General features: G+C 39.9%; 23 protein-coding genes. 12 read left to right on the plus strand and 11 right to left on the minus strand.

Annotation, left to right across the window (positions count from 1 at the left end):
* Nucleotides 1-104: 104 nt before the first annotated feature.
* The 10 genes from AC07VK_RS15570 (at nucleotide 105) to AC07VK_RS15615 (ending at nucleotide 14,235) form a co-directional block, all read left to right on the plus strand.
* The gene (locus tag AC07VK_RS15570; protein ID WP_029274217.1) at nucleotides 105-386 is read left to right on the plus strand and encodes a helix-turn-helix domain-containing protein; all 282 of its coding nucleotides are present in this window, start codon (nucleotides 105-107) and stop codon (nucleotides 384-386) included.
* Between the two features lie 73 nt (nucleotides 387-459).
* Complete coding sequence (locus AC07VK_RS15575) at nucleotides 460-1,104, plus strand: HD domain-containing protein (protein ID WP_492953927.1); 645 nt, start codon at nucleotides 460-462, stop codon at nucleotides 1,102-1,104.
* Between the two features lie 248 nt (nucleotides 1,105-1,352).
* Nucleotides 1,353-1,715, plus strand: coding sequence for a hypothetical protein (locus tag AC07VK_RS15580; protein ID WP_492953926.1), 363 nt, complete (start codon nucleotides 1,353-1,355; stop codon nucleotides 1,713-1,715).
* Between the two features lie 92 nt (nucleotides 1,716-1,807).
* Nucleotides 1,808-3,064, plus strand: a complete 1,257-nt coding sequence (locus AC07VK_RS15585) for a putative DNA modification/repair radical SAM protein (RefSeq protein WP_492961589.1) — start codon at nucleotides 1,808-1,810, stop codon at nucleotides 3,062-3,064.
* A gap of 138 nt (nucleotides 3,065-3,202) precedes the next feature.
* Nucleotides 3,203-3,964: a TIGR03915 family putative DNA repair protein gene (locus AC07VK_RS15590; RefSeq protein WP_492961591.1), complete on the plus strand. Its 762-nt coding sequence runs from the start codon at nucleotides 3,203-3,205 to the stop codon at nucleotides 3,962-3,964.
* Nucleotides 3,965-4,275: 311 nt separating this feature from the next.
* Nucleotides 4,276-4,566, plus strand: coding sequence for a co-chaperone GroES (locus AC07VK_RS15595; protein WP_010599229.1), 291 nt, complete (start codon nucleotides 4,276-4,278; stop codon nucleotides 4,564-4,566).
* A gap of 100 nt (nucleotides 4,567-4,666) precedes the next feature.
* Entirely contained in the window at nucleotides 4,667-6,301 is a 1,635-nt protein-coding gene (gene groL, locus AC07VK_RS15600) for a chaperonin GroEL (RefSeq protein WP_057933220.1), read from the plus strand.
* A gap of 295 nt (nucleotides 6,302-6,596) precedes the next feature.
* A complete protein-coding gene (locus AC07VK_RS15605; protein ID WP_492961593.1) occupies nucleotides 6,597-12,533 on the plus strand; it encodes a PKD domain-containing protein in 5,937 nt (1,978 codons plus the stop codon).
* Entirely contained in the window at nucleotides 12,533-13,552 is a 1,020-nt protein-coding gene (locus AC07VK_RS15610) for a PorP/SprF family type IX secretion system membrane protein (protein ID WP_493016804.1), read from the plus strand. The genes AC07VK_RS15605 and AC07VK_RS15610 overlap by 1 nt, the downstream gene beginning before the upstream one ends.
* Before the next feature lie 23 nt (nucleotides 13,553-13,575).
* A complete protein-coding gene (locus AC07VK_RS15615; RefSeq protein ID WP_492961595.1) occupies nucleotides 13,576-14,235 on the plus strand; it encodes an MgtC/SapB family protein in 660 nt (219 codons plus the stop codon).
* 135 nt (nucleotides 14,236-14,370) lie between these two features.
* Here the strand turns inward: AC07VK_RS15615 and AC07VK_RS15620 are convergent, their stop codons facing one another.
* On the minus strand, nucleotides 14,371-14,493 hold the full coding sequence (locus AC07VK_RS15620) for a hypothetical protein (protein ID WP_492961597.1): 123 nt from the start codon (nucleotides 14,491-14,493) through the stop codon (nucleotides 14,371-14,373).
* Nucleotides 14,494-14,608: 115 nt separating this feature from the next.
* Here AC07VK_RS15620 and AC07VK_RS15625 point away from each other — a divergent pair, with 115 nt between their 5' ends.
* Both AC07VK_RS15625 and AC07VK_RS15630 read left to right on the plus strand, forming a co-directional pair.
* Entirely contained in the window at nucleotides 14,609-16,036 is a 1,428-nt protein-coding gene (locus AC07VK_RS15625) for an L-serine ammonia-lyase (protein WP_492961599.1), read from the plus strand.
* Between the two features lie 111 nt (nucleotides 16,037-16,147).
* Complete coding sequence (locus AC07VK_RS15630; protein ID WP_492961600.1) at nucleotides 16,148-17,341, plus strand: C1 family peptidase; 1,194 nt, start codon at nucleotides 16,148-16,150, stop codon at nucleotides 17,339-17,341.
* A gap of 281 nt (nucleotides 17,342-17,622) precedes the next feature.
* Here the strand turns inward: AC07VK_RS15630 and AC07VK_RS15635 are convergent, their stop codons facing one another.
* The 10 genes from AC07VK_RS15635 to AC07VK_RS15680 form a co-directional block, all read right to left on the minus strand.
* On the minus strand, nucleotides 17,623-18,534 hold the full coding sequence (locus AC07VK_RS15635) for an AEC family transporter (RefSeq protein WP_492961602.1): 912 nt from the start codon (nucleotides 18,532-18,534) through the stop codon (nucleotides 17,623-17,625).
* A gap of 69 nt (nucleotides 18,535-18,603) precedes the next feature.
* On the minus strand, nucleotides 18,604-19,824 hold the full coding sequence (locus AC07VK_RS15640; RefSeq protein WP_057933211.1) for a DEAD/DEAH box helicase: 1,221 nt from the start codon (nucleotides 19,822-19,824) through the stop codon (nucleotides 18,604-18,606).
* A 181-nt stretch (nucleotides 19,825-20,005) separates the two neighbouring features.
* Entirely contained in the window at nucleotides 20,006-20,458 is a 453-nt protein-coding gene (locus tag AC07VK_RS15645) for an Hsp20/alpha crystallin family protein (RefSeq protein ID WP_492953915.1), read from the minus strand.
* A gap of 54 nt (nucleotides 20,459-20,512) precedes the next feature.
* Nucleotides 20,513-20,905 (minus strand): hypothetical protein, encoded by a 393-nt coding sequence (locus tag AC07VK_RS15650; protein WP_492961605.1) that lies wholly within the window; start codon nucleotides 20,903-20,905, stop codon nucleotides 20,513-20,515.
* 4 nt (nucleotides 20,906-20,909) lie between these two features.
* Nucleotides 20,910-21,143: a hypothetical protein gene (locus tag AC07VK_RS15655; RefSeq protein ID WP_492961607.1), complete on the minus strand. Its 234-nt coding sequence runs from the start codon at nucleotides 21,141-21,143 to the stop codon at nucleotides 20,910-20,912.
* 5 nt (nucleotides 21,144-21,148) lie between these two features.
* Nucleotides 21,149-21,415 (minus strand): hypothetical protein, encoded by a 267-nt coding sequence (locus AC07VK_RS15660; protein WP_492961609.1) that lies wholly within the window; start codon nucleotides 21,413-21,415, stop codon nucleotides 21,149-21,151.
* Between the two features lie 531 nt (nucleotides 21,416-21,946).
* Nucleotides 21,947-22,300 (minus strand): hypothetical protein, encoded by a 354-nt coding sequence (locus AC07VK_RS15665; RefSeq protein WP_492953911.1) that lies wholly within the window; start codon nucleotides 22,298-22,300, stop codon nucleotides 21,947-21,949.
* A 10-nt stretch (nucleotides 22,301-22,310) separates the two neighbouring features.
* Nucleotides 22,311-22,862, minus strand: coding sequence for an RNA polymerase sigma factor (locus tag AC07VK_RS15670; protein ID WP_057933206.1), 552 nt, complete (start codon nucleotides 22,860-22,862; stop codon nucleotides 22,311-22,313).
* Nucleotides 22,863-22,975: 113 nt separating this feature from the next.
* Nucleotides 22,976-23,911 (minus strand): ketopantoate reductase family protein, encoded by a 936-nt coding sequence (locus tag AC07VK_RS15675; protein ID WP_492961611.1) that lies wholly within the window; start codon nucleotides 23,909-23,911, stop codon nucleotides 22,976-22,978.
* 24 nt (nucleotides 23,912-23,935) lie between these two features.
* Complete coding sequence (locus AC07VK_RS15680; RefSeq protein ID WP_492961613.1) at nucleotides 23,936-24,871, minus strand: TolB family protein; 936 nt, start codon at nucleotides 24,869-24,871, stop codon at nucleotides 23,936-23,938.
* Nucleotides 24,872-25,021 lie beyond the last annotated feature (150 nt).

The raw sequence follows: 25,021 nt of genomic DNA on the forward strand, positions 1-25,021 counted from the left end.
CGTTTCGTGTAATTCCCGATAGTGCTAAAATTTACACTTTTAAAACTGTTGCGGTTAAAGTTTCGTACATAATGAAATAAACATTAAAAAAATTATCCCTTTTTATGGAAGATGTATTGGCTTTAAAGACAAAGAATGTTGCCGGAAATATCAGAAAAATTAGAGAATATAGAGACTATACTCAGGATTATCTTGCGGCGAAACTGAAAATATCTCAGAATGCTTACAGCAAAATTGAGCTCGGTTATAGTAAATTAACAATCGATCGTTTATTCCAAATTGCAGCAATTTTAGAGGTTGAAGTATCTCATTTATTAACCCTTAACCACAATGATTTAATTAAAATTATTGCTGATGATGAGAACAGGACAGCAGCTGCAAGTTAATATCCGGACGCTGTTGATATCATTTTTTTTACCCTGCAAATAATTCCAATACCTTTGGAAAAAATTTAGAACTATGCAGGCTGCCATTCAAAAAACTATCGATTTTGTTCAGAAAACATTAGCTAATGCAGAAGCAGGGCACGATTGGTTCCATATTGAACGTGTTTTTAAAACCGCTCAAACCATTAATCAGCAAGAAAATGGCGATGAACTTGTAGTAGCTTTTGCCGCATTGTTGCATGATATTGCTGATCCTAAATTTAATAATGGTGATGAAGAATTGGGGCCGAACATGGCTGCGTCATTTTTAGCCTCGATAGCTGTTGAGGCTGAGGTTATCGCCCATGTTAAACTGATTATCCAGAACATGTCGTTCAAAAACAGTTTTGATGGCACAGGTTTTTCCTCAAAAGAAATGCAAATTGTACAGGATGCAGATCGTTTAGACGCCATTGGAGCCATTGGTATTGCAAGAGCATTTACCTATGGCGGATTCAAAAACAGGGTACTTTACGATCCGGCTATTTTACCCGAAGAACACCTCACTAAAGAAAGTTATAAAAATACCACTGCACCTACCATTAACCATTTTTACGAAAAACTGTTGTTGTTGAAAGACATGATGAATACTGAAGCAGGGAAAGCAATAGCCTTAGAAAGACACAATTTTATGCTTCTATACCTGGAGCAATTTTATAAAGAGTGGGATGGTAAATAATCAGCTGTAGGCCATTAAAAATACCTAATAGTAAGTATTCCGAAACCATGCACCAGGGCTTAACTTTACAAAAATTAATCCTCATGCATCCTTATAAACTAAAATACCATAAAAATAGTGTTTTGTTAATCGCGATGGTTGGCATTCCTGTGTTCTTCATTTCTCTAATGTTGTATTGTCTTTTTAGTTTACCTTCTTCGCTTTCCGAAACATCCACGTTGATATTTGTTTCGCTATCAATTATTTTAATGGCACTTCTTTTATTATGGATTACCAAAACGCAGATTTTTGTACATAGTAAAATTTTAATCAGTGAAAAAGGTATAAGCTTTAGATTAAAAAGCACTTCTTTCTTATACCGGAGAACCGAGTTTTTTTCTGGATGGGAAAACATAACCAGCGTAACCGAAATGTTCGATAACCACAATGGAGGTTATTTTTATCAAATTGAATTTAAGCACCCGGATTTTGTTGCAAACTTTAGTCCACTTAAAAATCACGAAACAGAGGCCGACCGCTTCTTTTCTGAACTGCAATACTATCAGGAAAGTTATAATATTGCGCATCAACTGCCAATAAGTAGAAAGCTAACCCCTTCAAACAGTTTTTAGTTAATTATTATTCCAAAATAGAATAGGTTAGATAAATCTATTTGCTAATATTTTTAGTTATTACACTATCTTTGTTAGTAAATATAACCCCTATGTTTGACCGAATCCGTGAAAAATTAAATATTCTTGCTGACGCCGCTAAATATGATGTTTCTTGTTCATCAAGCGGCGGCACGAGAAAAAACACCAATAAAGGCCTTGGCGATAGCCATACATCGGGCATTTGTCATACCTATACTGAAGATGGCCGATGTGTTTCGCTTTTAAAAATCCTCCTTACAAACCATTGTATCTACGATTGTTTGTTCTGCGTTTCGCGGAAAAGCAACGATGTAAAACGTGCGGCTTTTACCGTAGATGAAGTGGTAGAACTGACCATGAATTTTTATCGCCGCAACTATATTGAAGGTTTGTTCTTGAGCTCAGGGATTTTCAAAAATGCCGATTTTACTATGGAAAGGCTGTTGTTAGTCGTTAAAAAACTCCGTTTGGAACAGCATTATAACGGCTATATCCATTTAAAAACCATTCCGGGAGCGAGCGATGAACTGATTAAGGAAGCTGGCTTATATGCCGACCGGATGAGTATTAATTTAGAAATGCCAACTGAAGCCGGCTTGAAGCTTTTGGCTCCCGAGAAAAACCACGAGGAAGTAATTAAACCTTTGGCTTTTGTACAACAGCAGATCAGCCAGTTTACGGCCGATAAAAAACTGATCAAACATGTGCCAACATTTGTACCTGCGGGACAAAGCACACAGATGGTTATTGGCGCCACACCAGAAAGCGACAAAGATATTATGTACACCGCGAATACCTTTTACAAAAATTTTTCGCTAAAAAGAGTTTATTATTCAGGTTATGTACCCATTAGCAACGACACCAGGATGCCCATACTTGGTACACAACCACCACTGCTAAGAGAAAACAGGTTGTATCAAACCGATTGGTTAATGCGGTTTTACGGCTTTAAAGTGCAGGAAATTTTAAACGACGCCAACCCAAACCTTGATATTGATATCGATCCAAAATTAAGCTGGGCGATTAGAAATATGCAATATTTTCCTGTGGATATTAATACAGCTGATTATAAAATGATTCTCCGGATACCGGGAATCGGCGTAATGTCGGCCAAAAAAATCGTGCAGGCCAGAAAGTTCGGAAAACTCAGGATTGACCAGTTGAAAAAAATCGGCGTAGCTTATAACCGGGCCAAACACTTTATTATTTGCCTGGATAGCCCCTATCAGCTGAAAGATTACCAGGGCACACAGATTAAGGCTTTTATTTTGGCCGAAAGCCAGAGCAAATATTTAAAAACAGATAGCAACCAGATGATTTTGTTTTAAAATATCAGAATCATCATTGCGAGGAGGAACGACGAAGTAATCTTTTTACCGATAGTAAAATCTTTCTAAAAAGATTGCTTCAGCCAATGAAAAATTGGCTGAAGCAATGACGACACCCTTCAATATAAAAAACATCCAATGACCTACATTTTCGATGGCACTTTTCAAGGTTTGTTAACCGCTGTTTTCGAATGGTTTGAACGTAAGCCAGGGAAAGTTGTGCTAAAATCTATTTCAATTTTTCAGCCTGAAGCTTTTGCAGAAAGTTTTACGGTTAACACCAATGCAGAAAAAGCAGGTCGGGTTTGGGCAGGGCTGCAAAAGAAACTTAAAAAGGATTGGCAGCGCAAATACTATTGCACTTATTTATCAGAAATACCAGAGGCTTACAATCACCTCTTTCAGTTTACTATATACATTTTTCAAAATCAATTGGGTGCAGAAAGTAATTATGGCAATCCACATGTAATTGCGCTGGCTAAATATGCCAAAAGCGTAGAAAGGGAAAAACACAGAATGGAAGCATTTATCCGTTTTCAAAAAACTGGCGATGGGATATTTTATGCCAACATAGATCCTGATTTTAATGTATTGCCTTTAATATCCAGTCATTTTAAAAACCGTTATGCCGATCAGGCTTGGGTAATTTACGATTTGAAGCGCAAATATGGCTTACATTATAATTTAACAAGCGTTGAAGAAATCACAATCAGCTTTAGCAATGGTGCAGATAAGCAAAATCTTGCGCCAGTTTTAATGGACGAGCGTGAAGCTTTGTATGCGACCCTTTGGAAAGATTATTTTAAAAGCGCCAACATTGTAGCACGGAAAAACACCAAGCTGCATCTGCAGCATGTACCTAAAAGGTATTGGAAATATTTAACAGAGAAAGCGATATAAAAGGGGCGAAACCTAGACATATCTTAATAATCCAGCCGTCATCTCGACTGAAACGCAGTGGAATGGAGAGATCAAACTAGGCAGATTTCTCGACTTCGCTACACTCCGCTCGAAATGACGACCGGTGATTAAATAATAAATCTGGCTCAAAAAATCAAAACTTACTGCCATGCTGACACCCACATTCTCAATTAGCGTGAAAAGTTTGACAGTTTGGTGAAAATTTGTCCCGCTAAGCCTCTTGGCATAAAAAGTGTTAATTGTAAGCTTAGTTAAAAAACTCAAATCAAAATAAAAAAATAATAAAAGTTATGGCGTTAAACCTTAAACCAATTGCTGGCAGTTCGAACAGAGTAATAGTTGAACCGGCTGCGGCAGAAGAGAAAACTGCATCAGGTTTGTATATCCCTGATACTGCAAAAGAAAAACCATCTAAAGGGACTGTAGTTTCTGTTTCTGAAGAAGATGCTGAAGGTAAAAAAGCGAGTGTAAAAGTTGGCGATGTTGTAATTTATGGTAAATATGGTGGCACCGAATTCCCGTACGAAGGTAAAGATTACTTAATTATGCGCGAAACTGATATTTACGCTGTTGTTGGGTAAAAATTAAAATGTTGCAACGTTGTAATGTTGTAATGTTATATAAATCGGAGGAATGAAATGTTTCAACCTTCAACATTAAAACTTTAAAATATTCTTAAAAATGTCAAAACAAGTAAAATATAACGTAGAAGCTCGTGATGCCCTGAAAAGAGGTGTTGATATTCTTGCAAATGCAGTAAAAGTAACATTAGGTCCAAAAGGACGTAACGTAATTATCGATAAAAAATTCGGTTCACCGGCAATCACCAAAGATGGTGTTACAGTGGCAAAAGAAATCGAATTGAAAGATGCCGTTGAGAACATGGGGGCTCAAATGGTTAAAGAAGTAGCTTCAAAAACAGCTGATATTGCTGGTGATGGTACTACTACTGCAACTGTATTGGCGCAGGCAATTATTACTACAGGTATTAAAAACGTTGCTGCTGGTGCAAATCCAATGGATTTAAAACGTGGTATTGACAAAGCGGTTGCTGCTGTTGTAGAAAACTTAAAATCTCAATCACAAGCGGTTGGTGATGATAACAATAAAATTAAACAAGTTGCCTCTATATCGGCTAACAACGACGAAGTTATCGGTTCGTTAATTGCTGAGGCAATGAGTAAAGTTGGTAAAGATGGTGTAATTACTGTTGAAGAAGCAAAAGGTACTGAAACTGAAGTTAAAACAGTTGAAGGTATGCAATTTGACAGAGGTTATTTATCTCCATATTTTGTTACCAACGCAGATAAAATGGAAGCTGAATTAGAAAATCCTTACATTTTAATCTACGACAAAAAAATCAGTAACATGAAAGAATTGTTACCGGTTTTAGAAAAAACTGTTCAGACTGGTAAACCATTGGTTATCATTTCAGAAGATTTAGATGGCGAAGCTTTAGCAACATTGGTAGTAAATAAAATCCGTGGTTCGTTAAAGGTTGTTGCTGTTAAAGCTCCAGGTTTTGGTGATAGAAGAAAAGCAATGTTAGAAGACATCGCGATCTTAACTGGCGGTATTGTGGTATCAGAAGAAAGAGGTTACAAATTAGAAAATGCTGATTTAACTTATTTAGGCTCTGCAGAGAAAGTTGTTGTTGATAAAGACAATACAACTGTAATTAACGGTGCTGGCAATTCAGATGATATTAAATCACGTGTTAGCCAAATTAAATCTCAGATCGAAACAACTACATCTGATTACGATAAAGAAAAATTACAAGAGCGTTTGGCTAAATTAGCTGGTGGTGTTGCAGTTCTTTACGTAGGTGCAGCTAGCGAGGTTGAAATGAAAGAGAAAAAAGACCGTGTTGATGATGCTTTACATGCAACCCGTGCGGCTGTAGAAGAAGGTATTGTTGCTGGTGGTGGTGTTGCTTTTATCCGTGCGGTTGAAGCTTTAGCTAACCTAAAAGGTGCTAACGAAGATGAAAACACTGGTATCCAGATCATCCGTCGTGCTATCGAAGAGCCATTACGTCAGATTTGCGAAAACGCAGGTATTGAAGGTTCTATCGTAGTTCAAAAAGTTAAAGAAGGTAAAGCTGATTTCGGTTACAATGCACGTACTGATGTTTACGAAAACTTAATTGGTGCTGGTGTTATCGATCCAACTAAAGTAAGCCGTGTAGCATTAGAAAATGCAGCATCTATTGCAGCAATGTTATTAACTACTGAAGTTGTTTTAGCAGACGAACCTGAAGAAGGTGGTGCTCCAATGCCTCCAATGGGCGGCGGCGGCATGGGTGGTATGATGTAATACCATTCTGCAACGAAACGATTTCGTGTAAAAATATACCCTCAAGGTTTAATACCTTGAGGGTTTTTTTATGCGTTATTATAGCAAAAACGAAGCTTTACCAAAGCTATAACCCATTCATTTAGTTGATGTTGGTGTAAAATTTTGTTATTGTAATGCAAAAATTACGTTCTTTGCAACGAATATTTATTGACGCGTCTTAGGTCGAATTCTCATTTCTGAGATTGGATTAAAGCAAGTTTAACCAACAACGCTTCCAGAACGCAATAAAATCATTCCCTAGTGTTAGAGATTTATGAAGATTCGTTGTAAAAGGAAATGGCTTTCTTTTGTCCTATTTTTTGGGGCATTTTTGTTCACGTCAAATGTTTTCGCCCAAATTACCATAGGCTCAGTTGATGCAGGCCCTTTTACTCCCGGCAGTACCATTGCGGTTCCTTTTAATATCAGTGCAGGCTGTGCGGCTCAAGGAAACCAATTCCAGTTATATCTTTCCGATCAGAATGGAAGCTTTAGTGCCGAAACACTCATAGGCAGTTATAGCGGCTTCTACAGTACCTATGTCAATGGTAAACTTCCGGCAAGCCTTACACCTGGCACAGGTTATCAGGTTAGGGTAAAATCAACCGCTCCGGCATTCGCAAGCACACCATCAACTGCTTTTGAAGTAAAAGCAGGGCCGCCGGTTGAGGCTAAATTGACATCAACATTGTTAAATGCGGCAAATGATGAAACTTTTGGCACCTGCACCAGCAAGGCCAATAATGCTTTCTTCCTCACAAATGCATCTACAGCAAATAGTACGGTTACCGCGAGTATAACCGACGAAGTAAATGGTGGGGGGCCAACATTAATCAATTTCCCCACTGCAATACAACCTTTTACCGCTCAACAGACACATTATACCATTTACACCAAGGCGGTGATGCCCGATGGCTCGGTGGCAACAAAAGCCTATCTACTGATCAATAATAAAGCGATAACCGCTTTTGCCAATTCGGGCAATACAGTGGTTTGTTTGCCATTTGGCGCCTTAACATTTAGTGTAGATGTGAGTTCGAGTGCAGGTATTCAAAATAACTTCCCTGGAGACATTTATACGATTACCTGGGGTGATCAAACCACCTCAACCTATACCCTTTGCGAGATTATTGCCAATGGCGGTAAGGTTACACATGCTTATACCAAATCCTCTTGCGGAAGTGTTTCTACCTCCAGTGCGGGCACAATATACAACGCTTTTGATGTATCTATTAATGTATCGAATGCATTCTGTACCACCATGGGTACGCCTGTTTCCTCTTCGGCTAAAGTAGTGGTAAAACCTATAAATTCGTTTGCCTTTAATACCCCCGGCTGTACCAATGCCAACATCACATTTGTGAATACCTCGGTTTTGGGCGAAAACCCGAACACCAATACCGCAGCCTGTACACCCAATAACGTAACCTATAACTGGTATGTTGATGGGGTGATTAAAGAGGTTGATAAGCCAAAATCATACAATTTTGTATACAAGTTTCCAACCCATGGAGAATATACTATCCGCCTAGAATCTAAAAACATTACAGGCGAGTGTGATGCCGATCCGGTAGAAATGAAAATCTGTATCCAGGATCCGCCAAAGCCAGATTTTAGTTTACCATCAAATACAATTTGCTCTGGAACAACATTAAAAGCAACTGATCTTTCTGTTTTAGATAATATCTGCGATGCAGCCAATAACTATTCATGGTCAGTTACACCTGCTGTAGCTTTTACAGGTGGTACAAATGCAGCAACCAAAGAACCGGAGTTCAATTTCACCAATCCAGGTACTTACATCATCACCTTAAATATTACTACGCCATCTTGCGGTGTAGTTACAAGTCTGCCACAAACTGTTGTCGTTAATGCGAGTCCTGTAGCTACGCTATCGCCCGATATCACGTTGTGTAACCTGGCTACTTACGATTTTAACAATACCACAACAGGGCCAACCCAAACATTAATTACCGGCACTACAAAAGATTTACCAGACAGTTATACCTGGACAGTTGTTCCATCGGGATCGGGCACCTATAGCTTTACTGGTGGCACCACCGCCAATTCTAAATATCCATCAATAAAATTCGATAGCTACGATACTTATACCGTAACTGTTATACACAAAAATAATTGTGGCACGGTAAGCGATACCCAAATCCTTACCTTCAGTACAGCACCAGTGATTAGCGCAGGGCCAGATCAAAATATCTGTTTTAACGACCCAAGTTTTGCGCTCAGCGGAACCATAACTGGTGCTACTGCTACACAAGCCTGGATTGGCGGCTTAGGAACATTTACCCCCAGCAGAAACGATTTAAATGCAACCTACACGCCAACTGCAGCCGAAAAAACAGCGGGCACGGTTACTTTACGACTAAGGGTTACCACCGCACTCGCCGCCCCCTGCAACCAGATTGACGACGATATTATCCTTAAAATAAAACCCAATATCAGTTTAACGAGCGCAGCAGCTAAAACCATCTGTACCGGTAATAGTGTTGCCTACACACCTACTTCTGCGGCAGCGGGTGTAACTTACACCTGGACCGCTACCGGAACCGCATCAGCAACTGGATATACTGCCAGCGGAAGCGGAGCCATTAACGATATCCTTACCAATACCGACCTAAATGCTGATGCAAACGTAACTTATATCATCACTCCACATTTAGATGGCTGCGATGGAACACCTTTTAATTTGGTAGCTACCATTAAACCTAACCCTATTGTAACACCAACTGCAGCAAATGCGACCATCTGTAACGCCACTTCATCGGCCATAACCTTAACAACAAACTTAACGGGTGTAAATTATACTTATACCAGTGTAATCACCGGAGCAATAACCGGAAATAGCAATAGAGCGGTAGCATCTGCAGGAACGCAAATTAATGATATCCTAACCAATACAGGCACCACTGCAGGTACGGTAACTTATACCATTACACCTATCTCTACAAATGGCTGCCCTGGCACACCAACCAACATTACCATTACCGTTTTGCCAAGTGCAACACTGCCCAATGCCGGGCCGGATGAAGCCATTTGTAACGCAAGCACTTACACCTTAAAAGGAAATATACCGGTAGTTGGCACAGGCAAATGGACAATCGTTACTGCGCCTACAGCCGTAACTTTTGCTGATGACACGCAGGGCAATACAACAATTGCTGGTTTGCTGGCAGGGAATACATATACCTTAAGGTGGACAATAAGCGACACCAACTGCGCTACATCGGGTGATGATGTCAGGATCACGGTTAACCCGCTCAGTGTTGGCGGCACAACCACAGGCGATGTGAATGTATGCGCGGGTGCAAATGGCGGAAACATCAATTTAACAGGGCAGGTTGGAAATATTATCCGTTGGGAAAGATCTATCGATAATGGCACAAACTGGTCTACCCTAATCTCAACAGCAAATCCGTATGTATTTTCTAACCTTACCATAAGCACGCAGTACCGTGCGGTAATTCAAAGTGGTAGTTGTGCAGAAGCCCTATCAACCGTAACCACCATCACCGTAAATCCGGGCACAGTTGCGGCCAATGCAGGGGCTGATCAAAACCTATGCAGTGGAAATGGTATTACTTTAAATGGAAATAATCCCACACCTAATAGCGGTACGTGGACTTTAACATCAGCACAAACAGGCATTACCATAACCGACCCTACACTGTACAACACCACGGTTACCGGTTTGGTACCAGGGCAAACTTATACCTTCAGGTGGACTATTTCTGGTTTCAATGGCTGCCCTCCATCTGTAGATGATGTAACCGTCACCTATTACTCGCCTGTTACCAATAATATTACCGCATCAACAGCGCCAGTTTGTGCCGGACAAAGCATCACCATTACTGGCGATATACCTACTGGCGGAACAGGAACATTTGCCTACCAATGGCAGAGTAGTACCGATGGAAATACCTGGAGCAATGTTCCTTCGGCCATTAATAAAGATTTAAGTCTAATTGTAAGCACCTCAACCTATTTCAGAAGATTGGTAAACAGCACCATCTGTACTTCAATTAGTAATTCATTACAGATTACCGTTTTGCCAGGCCTAACCAACAATACCATTGCTGCCGATCAAAACATTTGTATCGGCGCACCTGCAGCGGCTTTAACAGGTACTACACCGAGTGGTGGCAGCGGAACTTACATGTACCAATGGCAATCAAGTTTAAATGGAACAGCCTGGAGCGATGTATTGGGCGCAAACAGTGTAAGCTTTACACCTCCAACACCAACCGTAAGCATTTATTACCGTCGATCGGTAGCTAGCGGCGCTTGCAGTAACAATTTAAGCAACCAGATTAAGATAACGGTGAACCCACATGCTAAGGCAGAATTAGTTTTTAATACAGATAAAGCTTGTTCGCCCTTTGTTTTAACAGCCACCAATATATCGGCTACGCCTTATACAGACCGCAACAATACTTATACCTGGCTTGCTAATGGAGTACAGATTGGTACAGGAATTACTTTTCCAGGCTATACTATTGCAACAGATAACGAAAGCGTTATTATCAAATTGGTCGTAACAAGCAGCCTGGGCTGTAATAGTGATGAAACCAGTCATACTTTTAGCACAGTACAAAATGTAACCGCTGCTTATACACAAAGTGCAACATCTGACTGCGGACCTTTAAATGTTGTTTTTACCAATACTTCCAATTCGCTAACAGCAGCTACCTTTAACTGGGATTTTGGAAATGGTACTAATTCAAATCTGGCTCAACCGCCAGCGGTTACTTATCAGGCAGACCCGGCGGGGAAAGATATCACTTACACCGTTACTTTAAAGGCAACCACCGCCTGTGGCACCACCACGCAAACCTCAACCGTATTGGTAAAAGCAAAACCGGTTTCCGTTTTTTCTCCTGATAAAACAACTGGCTGCTCCCCTCTCGCTGTTACCTTTAGCAATACTTCACCTGGAAATTATACCAGCTATACCTACGATTTTGGTGATGGCTCAGCACCTTTAACCGTTATCGATAAAAATAGCGTAAGCCATACCTATACCACTTTGGCTGTTAAAGATTATGTTGTAAAAATGACAGCAACCAATGAATGTGGAAGCAATGAATCTCAATACTCTATCCGCGTTTCACCTAACGACATTACGCCAGAATTGGTCGTAAACAGCAACCAACTTAAAGGCTGCGCACCTTTAAAAGTCGATCTCTTTAACAATACTAAAGGGGCCGGCACTTTTGTTTACGATTTTGGCGATGGAAGCACTACGGTAACCCATACCGCACCTGAAACCCTATCACATACCTTTACCGCACCCGGAAAATATACCATTACCTTATACGCATCAAATAACTGTTCCAACGCTTCAACAACCGAAACAGTTGAAGTTTTGCCACAACCCAGCGTAAGTTTTGCAGCAGATAAAACAAGTGGGTGTGATGGGGTTACCGTAAAGTTTAAAAATGCCAGTACTGGTGCAATAGGTTATGTTTGGGATTTTGGAGATGGCTCGCCAACATCCAACGCTATAGAGCCTACGCATACTTTTAATGGTTCGGGGAAAAATTATACCGTTACCTTAACGGCAACCAATGCGCTCGGCTGTACAAACAGCACAACCATAGCCGATTTTATCCATGTTGTTGCGCCACCAGTGGCCACATTCACTGTTAGTCCTGGGAACGAAGTATCCATTCCCAACTATTCATTTGCCTTTAAGGATATCAGTACCGATGCTGTAAGCTGGGAGTGGACTTTTGGTGATGGATCGGGATCAACCCTACAAAACCCAAACCATACCTATGCCAACGAAGGCACTTATACTGTAACCCTGAAAGTACTGAACAAAGAAGGCTGCTCTTCAAGTACCTTCCAATCGGTGCGGATTATTGGTGTACCGGGTTACCTAAACATCCCCAATTCATTTATGCCGGCAAGTGCAAAAAACGAGATTAAAGTCTTTAAAGCAAAAGGCCGCGGCATAAAAGAGTGGCAAATGTCGGTTTTTAACAAATGGGGCCAATTACTTTGGGAAACAACCAAACTAGACGATGCCGCACCACTGGAGGGATGGGATGGGACTTATAAAGGACAAGAACAGCCACAAGGTGTTTATTACTGGAAAGTAGATATAAAATTTATTAATGGCAGCGATTGGAAAGGAATGACTTACGATTCATCTCCTCCGAAGAAAACGGGTGTAATATATTTAATAAGATGATGAGGAGAGGGATAATATTATTTTGGTTTGCGTTAATGTTGCCGTTAATGATTTCGGCGCAAGACCACATTTATTCGCAGTTTTACAATGCGCCGATTTACTTAAATCCCGCTTTAACAGGTCAGTTTGAGGGCGACATTAGGTTTAATGCCCTATACCGCAACCAATGGACGGGTTTAGCCAGTGATTTTTCGTACATGAGTGCTTCAGGAGACCTCAATCTACGGAGATTAAACAGCGGCATTGGCTTAATTTTTAACCGCAGCAGCGAGGGCACAGCCTATCTGGTAAAGAATAATATTGCTGTAAGTTATGCTTACATTATCGGGGGAGACGACTTTGCCCTTTCATTTGGATTACAGGGTGGCATCACTAACCAAAAGCTAAACTGGGATAAACTTGTTTTTGGCGATCAGATCGATATCAACACGGGCTATATTCCTGGTAGTATTTCTGGCGCCGAAAGACCAAGTGTAGATAGTCGGTATTATTTCGATTCCAATGCAGGGGCCAACCTGGTGGTGGGGAAATTCATGATGGGATTAGCAGTACATCACCTTAACCGCCCGGATGAATCCTTATCGGGTTTTCAGGCCAAGTTGCCGATGCGTATCTCAGGCAATTTAAGCTACAAGTTAACCTTGGTACCAGATGAGTACGATCGCGATGGGAATTACCTCATCCCCTCCATTGTTGCCTACAAACAGGGCAACGTAAAATCGTTCAGTGCGGGCATGCAATATAAATATGCGGGCATAAACGCAGGCATATGGTACCGTAACGATGGCAATTCGAATGGAAATGATGCGATTGTTTTTTCTGTAATCTTCGATATTTTTAACCGCAGAACAAACGGTGAGAAATTCAGGTTAGGCATTAGTCATGATGCTACAACCTCTAAAATCAACTACAGCAACACTGGTGGAACATCCGAAATTGGTGTGGGTTATGAAAAATATTTTCCAAATAGTTCGAGTGGTGGCAGAGCAAATGGCCTAAGATGTTACGATTTTTATTAATTTGCCTTTAATAATTCAAGGCGATGAACGAGATCATAGACCAAAACCATTTCATTACACAAAGTGAAATCAATAAATTTCTATTGGCTACCCTGCTTTGTGGCTTAATCGGAGCAGAACGCGAGTACAGAAGTAAATCTGCCGGACTCAAAACCATGATGATGATTGGTTTGGGCGCTACCTTATTTACCATCCTGTCCATTAAAATTGGCCCAACCAGTCAAGACCGCATTGCCTCGAACATTGTTACAGGAATCGGGTTTTTAGGCGCGGGGGTAATTTTTAAGGAAGAAAACCGCGTTAAAGGGCTCACTACCGCCTGTATCATCTGGATTGTTGCTGCAATTGGAATGGCCGTAGGCTCAGGTTACTACGAACAGGCTATAGGGGTAACTATTGTGGTTTTATTGGCGCTGATTATTTTCCCTTTTTTAGAAGAAATTGGCGACCGCCGTTTTACCAAAAGGCTTTATCGCATTGTTAAAAAACAGCATACCCATGGCGATTTAGAAAGCTATGAAGAGGTTTTCCGCGAAAGTAAACTCAAACCACAACGAGGAAAACACCAATTGGTAGATAATATTATCACCGGAAACTGGGCGGCTACAGGCACGCCTAAAAATCATCAGAAATTTGTAGAGCGCATGCTTAAAGACGATGAAATTATTGAGTTTGATTTTTAACCGAGTCGAACAAATCTATTTTTTGGGCTTGTAAGGCTAGTTTTTTCTCTTCCATGACTATTGTATCCGACCAAAGGTCGTGCCACGGTGCACAAGGATTACCCAATGCACTAAAGGCATTGAACGGGATAGCGCTTACAATATTTCGGATAAATGCTTTTTGAAAGTAATGTCGCTACCATCAGGATTTACAGCTCTTGTTCCTGTAATTAACTTTCCAATCGATCTGCCGTTAGACATTCCTTCTGTTATAAACATTCCATTTTAGAGCCTTTAAATTAGATCTTTCTAAGGTAAAATATTTTCACCATGGGCCTAAATTAATTTATCTAAAATCATAAAACAATCATAGCTTTGTGTAACTATATTCATAATGATCAAGGAACAGATTTCAGTTTTCGATATTTTTAAAATAGGCATAGGCCCATCCAGTTCACATACCTTAGGCCCATGGCGGGCCGCACAACAGTTTACAGCTTCGCTTACCCAAAACAACTTGATTGATGAAATTGAGGGTATAAAAATATTGCTTTATGGTTCGCTTGCCAAAACAGGTAAAGGCCACGGAACTGATGTAGCTATTCTACTCGGTTTAACAGGAGCTGATCCGGTAACTTTTGATGTAGATGCCGTTACACCAACCTTCGAAAGCATCCAAAGAGATAAGAAATTAAATCTTGCTGATCATTTAATTCTTGATTTTGATTACGATAACGACCTGCTTTTTCTTTTTGCCGAAAGTTTGCCCTTTCACCCAAATGCGGTTACTTTTCAGGCATTTTTAAAAGGAGGAAGAGCATTTTCAGAAACCTATTACTCTATTGGTGGTGGTTTTGTGGTAAAAGAAAGCGAAGACAATAGTAAGAAACCACAGGTAGACCTTCCCTTTCCTGTAGAAAAAGCAAAAGACCTTTTACACTGGTGTTTATCTACAGGTTTAAAGGTGAGCGAAATCGTAATGGAGAACGAACTGGCCTGGCGAACCGAAGCAGAGACCAAAAAAGGCATCCTGCAGCATTTTGCGGTTATGCGCGACTGTATTTATCGCGGATGTCATACCACAGGGTTTTTACCAGGCGGTTTAAATGTGGCGCGAAGGGCATTTCCGCTAAATAAACGGTTAATTGGTAAAAGTGAATATTCAGATTACAATAGCTGGGTAGAAGCCATTAGAAAAGGTGGAAACGGCTTTAATTATACTTTAGATTGGGTAAGCTGCTTCGCGTTAGCGGTTAACGAAGAAAATGCATCTTTTGGTCGTGTGGTAACGGCCCCTACCAATGGTGCTGCAGGCGTAATTCCAGCCGTATTACAATATTTCATTACCTTTTGTGATGGTTACAGCGAAGAAAAAATCATCCAGTTTATTGCCTGTGCTTCAGAAATAGGCAGTATCTTCAAAAAAGGAGCAACAATATCAGCCGCTATGGGCGGATGTCAGGCCGAAATTGGCGTTTCCTCAGCCATGGCTGCAGCAGCGCTAACAGAGTGTTTAGGTGGCTCGCAAAGACAGGTTTTAATGGCAGCAGAAATTGCCATGGAACATCACCTAGGTTTAACCTGCGATCCGATTGGCGGTTTGGTACAGATCCCTTGCATCGAAAGAAACACCATGGGCGCTATTAAAGCCATCACAGCCAGTCAGCTAGCCCTACAAAGCAACCCTGATAAGGCTAAAGTAAGTTTAGATGCAGTGGTAAATACCATGTGGGAAACCGCGCTTGATATGAATGCCAAATACAAAGAAACATCTGATGGAGGATTGGCAACCAATATTCCGATCAGTTTGCCAGAATGCTAATTCAACATTGTTGCAATAAAATGACCAATGTTATCGATTTACTGCAAATTTTCCGGCGCCAAATCAACAAGTATTTTTACATTCGCTGAATTATTAATTATTCATAAAAAAATGATCAACTACACAAAAATCAGTGTGATTGGTTTGGCTTTGTCGTTATCTATATCGGCGACTTATGCACAAGACAATCTCGTTAATTCTTTAAAAAACAACCAAAGCGAAAACAGTGCTTCTTCTTTTAAATTTACTGAAGTGATTAACTTGGCCAATACACCAGTTCAGAATCAAGGATCTTCAGGTACTTGCTGGAGCTACTCTACCAACTCATTTTTAGAATCAGAAATGATTAAAGCGGGTAAACGGCCCGTAACATTATCTCAGCTTTTTTCGGCCCGTAACGCTTATGTAGAAAAAGGTAAAAATTACGTGCGTATGCATGGTGCAGTTTCATTAGGTGATGGTGGTGCCTTGCACGATGTAATCAACATGTACAGAAAATACGGTGCGGTTCCGCAAGAGGTATACACCGGATTAAATTATGGTACTAAAATCAATAAAACTGCAGAACTTGGCGATATCGAAAAAGGTGTTTTAGAAGCTGTTGTAAAGAATGCAAATGGCGAGTTAACCCCAAACTGGTTAAAAGCCTATACTGGTGTAATTGATGCTTATTTAGGTGCTGTACCAGAAAACTTTACCTATAATGGCAAAAAATACACACCAAAAACTTTCGCTCAGGAAGTGGTGGGTTTAAATGCTGATAACTATGTAGAACTTTCATCGTTCAACGATCATCCTTTCTATAGCAAATTTACTTTATTAGTGCCTGATAACTGGTCTTTCGATCAGGTTTATAACGTTAAAGTAAACGAGTTAACAGACATCATCGATAACGCTTTAAAAAGCGGTTACACTGTTGCATGGGCTACAGATGTAAGCGAAAAAAACTTCAGCTGGAAAAACGGTGTGGCTTTTGTTCCGCAAACACCTTTCGCTGACATGACCGTGAAACAGAAAGCAGATATGTTTAACGGCCCGCAGCCAGAAATGGAAATTACGCAGGAGAACCGCCAACTTGCTTTCGACAACTATCAAACAACTGATGATCATGGTATGCATATTGTTGGTTTAGCCAAAGATCAAACAGGTAAAGAATATTATATCGTTAAAAACTCCTGGGGTGCGACTAACGATTATAAAGGATACTTATATGTAACCAAAAACTACGTAAAATATAAAACAACAGCAATTTTATTAAACAAAGCAGGTATTCCATCTGCAATTTCCAAAAAATTAGCTTTGTAATTAACCTAATCATTCAAGGAGCCGCAGAAGAAATTTTGCGGCTTTTTTGTTGGAGTTTAACCGCAAAGGGGCGCCAAGGTTTTCGCAAAACCTAATGGTCGTCACGCTGAATTTATTTCAGGGTCTATCCTAGCAAGAAAGATGCTGAAACGAGTTCAGCATGACGATCGTGGTAAGAAATTGTGTTAAAACTGGTCACGGCGGATAAATGTTAATCAAACTTAAGCGCATAAGACTTCCTCTGCGCTCGCATACTTTGTGTTTAAAAACCGAGATAATTTTTAAACCAGTCCTGAATAAGTCAGCACCAACCACCATAAACCCGTGGTGATAAAACACAATAAAATTCCGATTCCAACCACCAAATTAGAAAGCTTCGGATTAAGGTTATACTGATCGGCTACTACGCCAGCCGTTACCAATGTTGGCATAGCCATTTCGAAAATCGTTATTTTGGTAATCATTCCACCCATACCTAAAACAAGTGCCATAACCAAAACTATCAACGGCGCTAAAATCAGTTTATACAATAAAGCAAAACTAATGTGTTTCAATTCGCTAAACCAACCGCCAAATTTTAGCTGTAAACCTATTGAAAACAATGCCAATGGGCCAACCGTACCCGCTAGTTTTTCGAATAATGGATCCAGTGAAGAAAGGTCAATAAAATGAGGGAGGGTCAGCGCCAAAACGCAACCAATAAGCGGCGGAAAGGTCATTACTTTTTTCAACACCAATTTCGGGCTTAACTTTTGATTTTGCGAGGAGCGGATGGCTACAATAACACCAATGGTAGATAAAAGCATAAAGGTAACCTGATCGCAGATAATGGCGACAGCCAGTTCTTTTTCGCTAAAATAAGCCACAATTAAAGGAAACCCTAAAAATGAAGTATTACTTAAAGAACTGGTTAGTTTTAATCCGCCAGCAGTGGATTTGCTAATATTCTGGATGCGACTGTACAGGGTAATAAATAACCAACCAAATAGCCATACACAAATTGGTGCCAGTACAGGAAAGAATAAATCCTTAGTCCAGGTAATGTGTGGCAGATATTTAAAAGAAACTGCTGGTAGCGCGATATAGATAATCCAGGCATTAATGCCTTTGTGCGCATCTTTGGGTAGCGATTTGCTTTTTCTGAAAAAAATCCCGGCTAAAATGCATAAACCTATAATAATGAAGTTTGCCATTGTTAGCGCAAAGATAATTTATAAAAGAAAAACGCCAATAAGAAATGTACTTATGGCGTTTTAAATAATTTATACCGAAGGTTTTGGTTTTTTCTTTTTGTTCCAAACCTTTTTCTTGCCCTTATGTTGAGGTCTCTTTTCTTCCACATGGGTAATTTCCATTGCAGCTATGCTTTCTGGTAGTGGCATGCGGGGAACTTCCTTCTCGATTAATTTTTCGATATTATCGAACTTGCGTTTATCTCTTCCGTTAACCAATGTAATGGCCGTTCCTTTGGTTGCAGCTCTTGCCGTACGGCCAATACGGTGTACGTAATCAGCCGGATCGCCAGGAACATCATAATTGATTACCAAGTCGATTCCTTCTACATCGATTCCGCGCGATAACACATCTGTTCCGATTAAAATTGGTAATCTCCTGTTTTTGAAAGCCAGTAAAATATCTTCGCGTTCTTTCTGCCCCAAATCGGAGTGAAAAGCTTCGGCTTTAATGCCCAATCCTTTAAAAGTTTTATATAAAGCTTTCACTTTTTCTTTGGTCGAAACGAAAATAATGCTACTCTTATATTGTCCGCTTTTAAAAATATCGGTTAATAAGGCCTGTTTCTGTTGGTCGTGAATATTATAGGCCTGTTGATCGATCCCTTCAGCAGGTTTAGCGATTGAAATGGTAATCTGCTTCGGTTCGTGCAAAATCTTGCCCGCCATGGTCCTTATTTTCGGCGCCATCGTAGCTGAAAATAAAAGCGTTTGCCTTTTCTTTGGCAGGTAGCTTATAATGCGGATAATATCATCATAAAAACCCATATCCAGCATCCTATCCGCTTCATCTAAAATTAAATGCTGCAAATGTTCCAGTTTTAACACACCTGAAGATAAATGTGCCATTAGCCTGCCCGGAGTGGCAATAATAATATCTACGCCATCACGCATAGAACGTTTTTGCTGTTCGTATGCGATACCATCGCCCCCACCGTAAACAGCCAAAGAACTGATATTGGTAAAATAAGCTAATGCTTCAACCTGTAAATCAATCTGTTGTGCAAGTTCGCGCGTTGGAGCCAATATCAAGGTATTGTTGTGCCTATCGGCGGCCTTGCTAATTTTATCCATTACGGGTAAAAGGTAGCTGGCCGTTTTTCCTGTACCGGTTTGAGCGCAGGCAATCAGATCATGATTATCTAAAATTACCGGGATGGCTTGTTCTTGTATTGGAGTAGCGCTTTTATACCCCATGGCCATTAAGCCCTCGTATAAATCGGGGTTAAAATTAAAATCGTTAAAATTCAATCTATTGTGTTTATGTCTTTTAGCAAAAGTACCTTAAAATACCGCTAATAACAAACCGCATTTTAATATCGATGTGTTAAATGATTTTGAAGGCTAAATGTGCAACGCTTTAAGTGGCAAAAAACAAAAAAGCCCCGGTCGTTATAAACAACCGGGGCTTGGAAATTATAATAGACGAAACTTAGTCTACCAGAATATCTTTCTCTGGTGTATTCGTTTCAGGGTTTTTAGGTAGTGTAACCTTCAAAATTCCATCAGCATAACTGGCCGAAATATTTTCTACTAAAACTTTTCCGTTTAGGCCAAAAGCCCTTTCGAAAGTGCCGTTGCTATATTCTCTCCGGCTATACTTTTTTGCCGAATCGGTTTCTTCTTTAGCTTGGTAAGAAATGGTTAATACATCATCTTTAGTAACCACCTTTAAATTTTCTTTTACCAAAGCCGGTGCAAAAAGCTCAATAATAAAGCTGCTTTCTGTTTCTTCTATATTAGCGGGCACTTTTCTAAAGCCCTGGTTAAACATGGCGTGTTTGTGGTGACCGAAAGGACCACCAAAGTGCCTTCCAAATCTTCCGTCTCCTGCGCCAAAGCGACTATGCATCTTGCCCGAATGGCATCTATGTTCGTTGTACATTTTGTTTAATTTTAATTGTTATTTATTGTGTTAATTTATTGGCTTAAGCCAATATTAGTTGTAAGCCGCCTGCTCCGTTTTAGGGATACCCAATAGCTGTGTAATGATATTTGCATAGGGATATGATGGCGAGAAAACGGCGTAATCAAATTTTAAACCCCTTATCTGAACCAAAATATCATCGATAAATTTCATTGGCTCAAGCAGTGCGCTGATTAATCCCGATTTAGGTTTCACTTCTTCATCCACTTCCTTTTTCCCTTGAAAAATATTCAGCTCCCTGTTGTATGCTTTAAAGTTTGCACCGATTTGTTCTATAGGGGCTTTAAACTCATCTGAACTAAAGAAGGTTACCTTCTCCCCTCGCGCAATCAGTTCGTTTGCCATACCCAAAATCGGACTAACATCGGCCTGAGATGGATCGCTTAAAAAAAGTATCTGTGACATAACCTTATCTATTTACTTTGTTTATACTATCAACAGGACCAATCACGATATTATCCATTTTTCTGCTGTGGTGACTGTAACTATGGTTCCTATGATATTCTTGTTGGCAATCATCACGATAATGCCTGTTTTTAAAATCTAACCGATCGCGGTATCCATTCTGAACGGCCAGTACATTTAAGCTGTAAAAGGTTCCTGCGGCAACAGCCAATGCCAATAATATTCTAAATGCTCTCATAGCGGTTAATCATTTACGTTAATGTTGTTAACTGTTCCACTGCCTTGTACGGTTGGCCTATACCATTGATTATCGATCGGCACAATTGGATTGTAGTTATTTTCGAAACCGTTAAAGCGGTTATGGAAATAATGGTGGCGCCTACCTATAAAAATCCTGAGCATTAAACCGATCAGCATGATGGCCAATATAAATTTGAACACAAATGGTATGAAGAAAGCGACTGCACCAAGTACAATCCCGAATCCTATGGTTTTTAATATCTTTTTCATTCCTTATAATTTTAAAGCATGGTAATCAATTCACCGTAAATGAGTTGAGTTACCAACACTGTTGTTTTTGTTATTTATATAGGAAGACGGAGCAACTTTATTTTTACTTTAAATTATTTTGATTTTTTATTTCCTAAAGAATTTTGTCATCCTGAATGCAATGAAGGATCTTTTTAAATGGATTAAACACTTGTTCGGCGAGCGACCAACTGACAGGATCTATAGGTACTCGTTCATCCTTTCGTTATGTCATCCTGAGCGGAGTCGAAGGATCTTTTAGTAGTTACCATTTCGGTCGGTGAGACACCAACCGATAGAATAAGTAGAAAAGTCGTTATTAGTATGACCGTTTAAAAAATCGACCGTCATTTCGACTGAAGCGCAGCGAAATGGAGAAATCTGTCTTGATAGATCTCTCCACTCCGCGTTGCTGCGGTCGAGATGACGATTCGCGGAGAGGCTTTCACGATGTTCAGAATAACGGAGAAATAGATAAAACAAAAAAGCCCCGAATTAATCGAGGCTTCCTAATTATTCCTTATTGCGGTGGTGGCCCCACCCGCCACATCTCCGTTTATATTCTTCTTTGAATTTCGCTCTTTCCTCATCGTTCATTGTCTCCCATTTAGCACGCATGCTCCTTGCCCGCTCACGGAAACCATTATGTCCTCCATGACCACCTTTATTAAAGTTCCCAAAAAGCAACCTGCACAGCACAAGTAAACCGAGGGCTTGCCAATAATTAAGTTTGCCTGCATGTGCCGCCTCAGGTAAAATCCAATTCCATAAAAACATAACCACATAACCCAATACCGCTGCAATGAGCACCGCTACGGGTAAAAAGAAAATAAATTTCTTGCGCCGATTAAAATTTCTATTCATCATGTCTGCAAATTTAATAGTTAATAAATTCCTGATATAAATTTTGTAAACGGTTACGCAGGTGTTTTACCGCATAACCCTTTCTTGATATTAATGTTTTGATATTCTCTCCGCTTTCATCCGCCAGTTCCTGAAAAGTGCGTTCTTCCAATTCGTTCTGAACAAACACGTAACGCTGATTCTCAGGCAGTTCTTCCAAGGCCAAAAACAGTTGATCCCAGAATAGTTTTTTTAAACTTTCTTCCTCTGGTGAGTAAGCCTCGGCAAGTAAAATTTCTTTAAAATTGATTTCGCCATCTTCACCTTCGAAAGTGAAATCTTCTAACGATTCTTCTTTTTGTTTACGGTATTTATCGGTGATCTTATTTCTTGCCACCCGATACAGCCAGCCACTAATCTGCTCAATAGCACCAGCTTCGGGTTGATTGCTGAGCTGAAACCATACATCCTGTAAAATATCTTCCGCATCCTCATCCGTATTCACCCTTCCACGGATGAAACTGAATAAGCGCTTACCATAATTGGCAACCGTTGAAATGATATTTTGAGGTTCGTTTGTTGGCACTAAATTTTGCTTAATAACCCAGTAAACGGATGAGCCTCAATATTACTTTAAATTTTCTTTACTTTTTTCAGAAAACCGACATTTTAGATTCAAACAGTCTAATTTTTAGCGACTTACAATGATCCTTTTTTGAGCAATCCTTTGTACAGTTTTTGATAAGTCGGTACAACAATACCAAGTTTTTCGGCTTCGCGTACAATGTAGCCTGTTAACGACTCCACTTCTGTTTGCTGTTTCTGATTGAGATAATCGCGGTGCATGGATGAGGTAACCTCGTAGGGCATCGATTTCATTGTATTTAATGTTTTGCCCGAAATATCATCACTAATGGTTACGCCTTTAGCCAGGGCAAGGTTTTTCACTTCTTCAATTAACTCCAGAACAGTTTCAAGGTGCTCTTCCAATACCTTTCCGATAGTGCTATCGAAATAGGATGTGGAAGTAGCTGTAGGAGAAATAAATATAAATTTTTCCCAGATGGCGGTAGAGATTTTATCCGAAACCGTTACATCGGTTCCCGCATCAAACATTAAATCTTTTAGCTGTAAAACCTCATCACTAAGTGGTCCATCCATACCAAAAGACAGCTTTTGAATGTTGCCAGAATTTTCAATTATACCTGGCGATTTAATTTTGGAAACGATAAATGCACAACCTTTTAAAACATTTGCATGGGGCAGGATTTCTAAGATTTCTTCACTTGCACTAACACCGTTTAAAAGTGGCAACAATATCGTGCTATGGTTGATTAAGGGCTTTAACTTTTCGATGGTTTGTTTTAAATCGTAGCTTTTCGTGCAGATTATAATATAATCGGCCACGCCAATCTTACTATAATCATCGGTAGCCAAATAGGGCTCAGTTACAAAACTATCGTTTCCATTTATAACGGTTAAGCCCTTATTTTGTATCTCCTTTAAATGTTCGCCACGGGCAACAAAAACAACTTCTACATCATTTCCGCTGGTGTATTTCTTAGAAAGTAAGCCCCCGAAATATCCACCTACGCCACCAATTCCTATTATAACAATTCTTGTATTATTTAGCATGTTAATCTAAATATGATAAGCAGATTATTTCAATGCACCCGTTGGGTTGTTGCCTTTATCTACTACCGTTTTAATATTTCCGTCTAAATCAGAAACATATATTTTGCTATGCGTAAAAGGTTTTTCAGCTCCACTATAAAAAATCCGATCATCGGCTGTAAGAAAAACATAAGGAACGTTTATACCTTTAGGCGAAATCCGCTGTATTTTTTTACTGGCCAGATCTAAAACATAAACGGCTTCACTCGGCCCTGTTAATCCGTCTAAAACATCGGTATTTCCCGCATTAAAAATTAGTTTTGTCCCGTCTTTTGTATAAAAGAAACGGTTGCTACTTGCAATGGAAAATTCTTTTCCGATCAAATCAGTTATCAATTTAGTATCGATTAACTTTCCGGTACGATCAAAGGTGTAAAGGTTGGTAAGATCCTGTCCGATGATTTCCTTTTCATTTTTCCAGGTTGGCGCATAAACATTTATTTTAGATGCACTATCGAGCATCACATATCCCGAGTTATCGGTTTTAATTACACCGATCTTCCATAGGTTTTTACTGTTAAAAATATTGAAAGCAATCGCAGTTCCATCAGCCGACCACATGGCCTGATAATAATTATTGCTATTTACCTGCAATTTCCCCTGGCTTTTGTTTTCCATGTCGGCAACCCAAACTGATCTGTTCCCGGCCGAATCGCTCAGGGTATAGGCCAGTTTATTTCCATCAGGAGAAATAGCCGGATCGGTAGCACCACCGAACGAAATCTGTTTCATCGTATCGATACTCGTGGCTACAATTTTATCTCCATCCTGATAGGCTAATGCGAAATTTTTACTGCTTAAAGAAACAGTATCTAAAACGGCTTTAGTATTTTCTTCCTCAGATTTATTGCTATTGCAGGAAATAATTAATGCAACGCAGGGAATTAAAATAGAAACTAATGTGGTGCTGATTTTCGTCATGTACAATTTTACAAATAGTTTTTGTGTCTGCGGTTTTTGAAGAGAAGCAGAAGCTATATTTTACTTAATACAAACTTTGTGTTGGTCGATTCTATCCTTCGCTCTGGTTCCTGTCTCCACGAACCACAATCAATACCTACACTTAAATCT

Source organism: Pedobacter sp. GW821-FHT01D05 (assembly GCF_059422505.1).